The sequence below is a fragment of the Mycobacterium sp. genome (genome assembly GCF_032162105.1).
GTDB lineage: Bacteria > Actinomycetota > Actinomycetes > Mycobacteriales > Mycobacteriaceae > Mycobacterium.
On record NZ_JAVRPS010000576.1, the window covers coordinates 1 to 4,263 of the forward strand.

At 64.7% G+C, this 4,263-nt stretch carries 4 protein-coding genes and 1 pseudogene; all 5 read left to right on the plus strand.

Annotated elements, in window-relative coordinates; all coding sequences use genetic code 11:
• Positions 1 to 165, plus strand: a pseudogene (locus QOC69_RS29330) (MCE family protein); the annotation flags it as partial.
• Positions 129 to 734 (plus strand): Rv1363c family protein, encoded by a 606-nt coding sequence (locus QOC69_RS29335; protein WP_526446031.1) that lies wholly within the window; start codon positions 129 to 131, stop codon positions 732 to 734. The pseudogene QOC69_RS29330 and the gene QOC69_RS29335, both read left to right, overlap by 37 nt.
• A gap of 69 nt (positions 735 to 803) precedes the next feature.
• Entirely contained in the window at positions 804 to 1,436 is a 633-nt protein-coding gene (locus QOC69_RS29340; RefSeq protein ID WP_526446032.1) for a hypothetical protein, read from the plus strand.
• Positions 1,437 to 1,619: 183 nt separating this feature from the next.
• Entirely contained in the window at positions 1,620 to 3,476 is a 1,857-nt protein-coding gene (locus tag QOC69_RS29345; protein WP_526446033.1) for a flavin-containing monooxygenase, read from the plus strand.
• Positions 3,476 to 4,263, plus strand: a 788-nt coding sequence (locus QOC69_RS29350) for an alcohol dehydrogenase catalytic domain-containing protein (RefSeq protein ID WP_526446034.1), incomplete at its 3' end; no start/stop codon positions are given. The genes QOC69_RS29345 and QOC69_RS29350, both read left to right, overlap by 1 nt.

Sequence of the window (4,263 nt, forward strand, 5' to 3'; positions counted from 1 at the left end):
ACTGCAGCGGCAGTGATACCTCCGATCGCAACGGCCGAATACGACCCTGCGACTGGCACCTACGTCGGCCCGGACGGGCAGATCCACACCCAAGCCGACCTCGCCCGCGGCGGAACACAGGAGCGAACATGGCAGGACATGCTGCTGCCCCCGCACAGCAACTGACGCCCGAGGTCGAGGACGGCGCGAACGCGCCACCAGGGCAAGCGCACCGCGCCGACACCGAGCAGCCGTCTAGATCGCGCCGCACCGCGATGTCGCCATGGCAGGCTGCGACCGTCTTCGGGGCAGTCCTGCTCGTGGCCCTCGGCGCGCTCACCACTTGGCAGGGATTCAAGGCACATCAGTTATATCGAGTCGACCAGCAACGCGCACAGTTTCTCCAGGTCGCCCGGCAGGGAGCGCTCAACCTGACGACGATCGACTGGCAGCACGCCGAGTCCGACATCCAACGGATCATGAGCTCGGCCACCGGTACGTTCCACGACGACTTCGCCAACCGCTCCCAGCCGTTCATCGACGCGGTCAAGCAAGCCAAGTCGACGTCCGTCGGCACGGTCACCGAGGCCGCATTGGAATCCGACGGCGGCGACGTGGCCCAGGCACTGGTCGCTGTCTCGGTGAAGGTCACCGCCGGCGGTGCCGAGCAAGCCCCGCGCGCGTGGCGGATGCGGATCTCGGTCCAAAAGATGGGCGGCGACGACAAGGTGTCGGCCGTACAGTTCGTTCCGTGAACCGCCCCGACACCGAAACACGCTGAGCCATAACGGCATCCGCGATGCCCGCCGAAGGAGGCAACCACTGTGACGGTGCACACCGCTACCGAGTCCAACGATGCGACGTCCCAGGATGCGGCCCCGACCGATACCGCCGCCTCCCCGCCGACGGAGGACAACCACGCCCCCGTGGAGGAGTCAGCGCAACCTGAAGCACGCGCCGCCGCGCGTCGGCGCCCCAACTGGCGACGAATACTGGCCTACGGAATACCGCCCGGACTCGCACTGACGTTGGCCATCGCGAACGGCACGCTGAAGTATCTGGATTCCTCGGCGAGCCACGATCTGCGCGCAGAGGCCGAATCAGTTCAAGCCGCCAAGAACAGCACCGTGGCGATGCTGTCCTACCGGCCCGACACCGTCGAGCGCCAACTCCACGATGCGAGCGCCTTGCTCACGGGCACCTTCCACGACTCCTACACCGCCTTGATCAACGACGTGGTGATCCCCGGCTCAAAACAGAAACAGATCTCGGCCACCGCCACCGTCCCTGCCGCAGCCTCGGTGTCGGCCGAGTCCCGCCACGCCGTGGTGCTGGTGTTCGTCGATCAAACAGTGGTCGTCGGCAGCGATGCCCCCGCCGATACCACCTCGGCCGTCCGGGTGACGCTGGACAAGACCAGCGGCCACTGGCTGGTCTCGCAGTTCGACCCGATCTGAACGTCACCGGCGTGCATCCCGCCCACGTGGACCGGCCATCGCATTGCAATCAGTCAGCAGTATCTTGTTGACAGTTTTCTGATGGCGATCAATACTGGCAGGTGGCCGACGACACACACGACCGACAAGCATCGAGCGCTCGTCCGGGAGTCGATACGGCTCGATTCAAGAGGGAGACGCCGAGTGACAGCATCTGTGAAGGTCGAGGACACCCTGAACGAGAGTTCTCTGGGCTGGATGGCAGACCTCGAGAAAGCGCTGAACCGCCAAGACGCCGCGCTATTCGACGAGCTATTCCTGCCCGACTCCTATTGGCGCGATCTCGTCGCGTTCACCTGGGATACCCAGCAGTTTTGGGGACGTGAAACGGTGCGCGAGGAGTGGTTCGAGCGTGCCCGCACGATGGCACCAACGAATTTCCAGCCGCAAACCAATCGGTCCGGTCCGCGGCTCATCGCGACGCCATCGCCGCGCATCGAGTTCTACTTCGTCTTCGAAACGAGCGTCGGTTCCGGAAGCACCTTCGTCGTACTCGTCCCCGACGAGGCCGCCAAATGGGGCATGCGAGCACGACTGGTTGCCACCACATTGACTGGCCTGCACTGCAATCCGCCTGCGCCGATCACCCGCAAGGGCTACGACCCAGCGCATCCAGGGGAGAGTTGGATACAACACCGCCATCGGGTCCGCAGCCTGGACGGGGGTGACCCCGACGTGCTGATCGTCGGTGCGGGCCAATCAGGCTTGAGCATCGCCGCGCACCTGGAACGGCTGGGGGTTTCCTACGTCATCGTCGACACCAACGCGAACCCGGGCGACAGCTGGCGCAAACGCTACGACGCACTGGCCCTGCACACCCCCACATGGGCGAACAACCTGCCGTTCAGCTCGCTGCCGCCCACCTATCCGGCCTTCATGTCCAAGGACCAATGGGCCAATTGGGTCGATGCATACGCAAAGACAATGGACCTCAACGTCTGGACCGAGACCGAATTCGTCACCGGGAGCTTCGATCCCGACGCTATGGTGTGGAATGTCCGCCTTCGTCGCCCCAGCGGTGCGGTGAATGACCTGCGCCCGAAGCACTTGATCATGGCCCTCGGATTCACCGGCATCGAGCCCGTCATCCCCGATTTCGCTGGACTGGACACGTTCAAGGGGGAAGTGAAGCATTCCTCGGGGTTCAGCGCGGCGGAGCCCTACCGCGGCAAGAAGGTCCTCGTCATCGGCACGGCGACGAGCGGACACGACATCGCCTTGGATCTGTACAACCACGGCGCCGAGGTGACTCTCGGACAGCGTGGACCCGCCTGCGTGGTCCCCGTCCTGGAGGCTGAACGCTACAACGCCGAGTACCTAGAACCCGGGTTGTCGGTGGAGGAGATCGATCAGCGCCGCAACTCGAACTTCGTGTATCCACTCATCGTCGAAAAGCTCCAAGGCGAGACCGAACGAACGGAGGCCGAGTACGCCGAGATGTTCGACGGTCTTCGCAGAGCGGGTATGACGCTGACGATCGGAGACGACCGCACCGGATGGCTCATGAAGCTGCACAAGACATTCAGCGGGTACTACCTCGACGTGGGGGCCTCCCAGGTCATCGTCGATGGCGGGATCGAGATGTTGCAACTGAGCGAGGTAGCCGGGTTCGTCGGCGACGGCGTCCGGCTCGGCGACGGATCCACCCGGCCATTCGACGCCGTCATACTGGCGACGGGGTACGAGAACATGCGCAGCGTCATCGAGAAGTTGCTGGGATCGGACGTGGCCGACCGCGTCGGACTCATCGGCGGCATCGGGGCTGACGGCGAGCCACGCAACATGTGTCGACCCACCGGGCAGCCGCACTTGTGGATGGTCTACGGCGGGATCATGGATGCCCGTAAGACCAGCGAATTACTCGCTCTGCAACTGGTGGCGAACCTGCGCAACCTGGTTCCGTCCTTCGTCCGCCCCGCACAGGGCCGAATCGAGCCGCATCGCAATCGCGGCTCACTGGTGGAGTCCATGGACATCGAGTCACGCTTGGAGGCGGTCTGATGCTGGCGGCGTTCTATGACGGCGCGACCGACGGTGTCACGGTCGCCGACGTCGACCTCGCGATCGACAGCCTCGGTCCCCGCGACGTCCGTGTCGACCTCGGTGCCACCGGCGTCTGCCACAGCGACCTCTCTGCGCTGCACGGCACGTTTGGGCCGCTGCACAACCCGACGGTCATGGGTCATGAAGGGGCTGGGACGGTCGTCGAAATCGGCAGCGCCGTAACACGTGTGCGTGTCGGTGACCGGGTGATCACGACCTTCATCCCGGCGTGCGGTGAGTGTTTTCATTGCGTGCGCGACCAGTCGAACCTCTGCGAACTCGGTGCCACGCTGCGCGGTCAAGACATCGGCCGTTTTCTCACCGGGAACGGCACGGCCCGAGCCTTTGCCAACTTGGGCACCTTCGCCGAGCAGATCATCGTGCACGAGGCGAGTGTGGTGGCGGTCAGCACGGACCTGCCCGACGAACAGTTGGCGCTGATCGGTTGCGGCGTGACGACCGGCGTCTGCGCGGTACTGAACACGGCCTCGGTGAAGGCGGGTAGCTCCGTTGCGGTGCTCGGCTGCGGAGGGGTTGGCATCGCGGCCATTCAAGGGGCCGCCATTGCCGGGGCCGCCCGCATCATTGCGGTGGATCCCGTTGAGTTCAAACGCCAGTCAGCGCTTCGAGTCGGTGCGACCGATGCCATCGATCCCTCCACCGGGGATGTCGTCGAGCAAATCCTCGACCTGACCGGCGGCCGCGGCGTGGACTACGCATTCGAGGTCGTCGGTCGACCATCGAC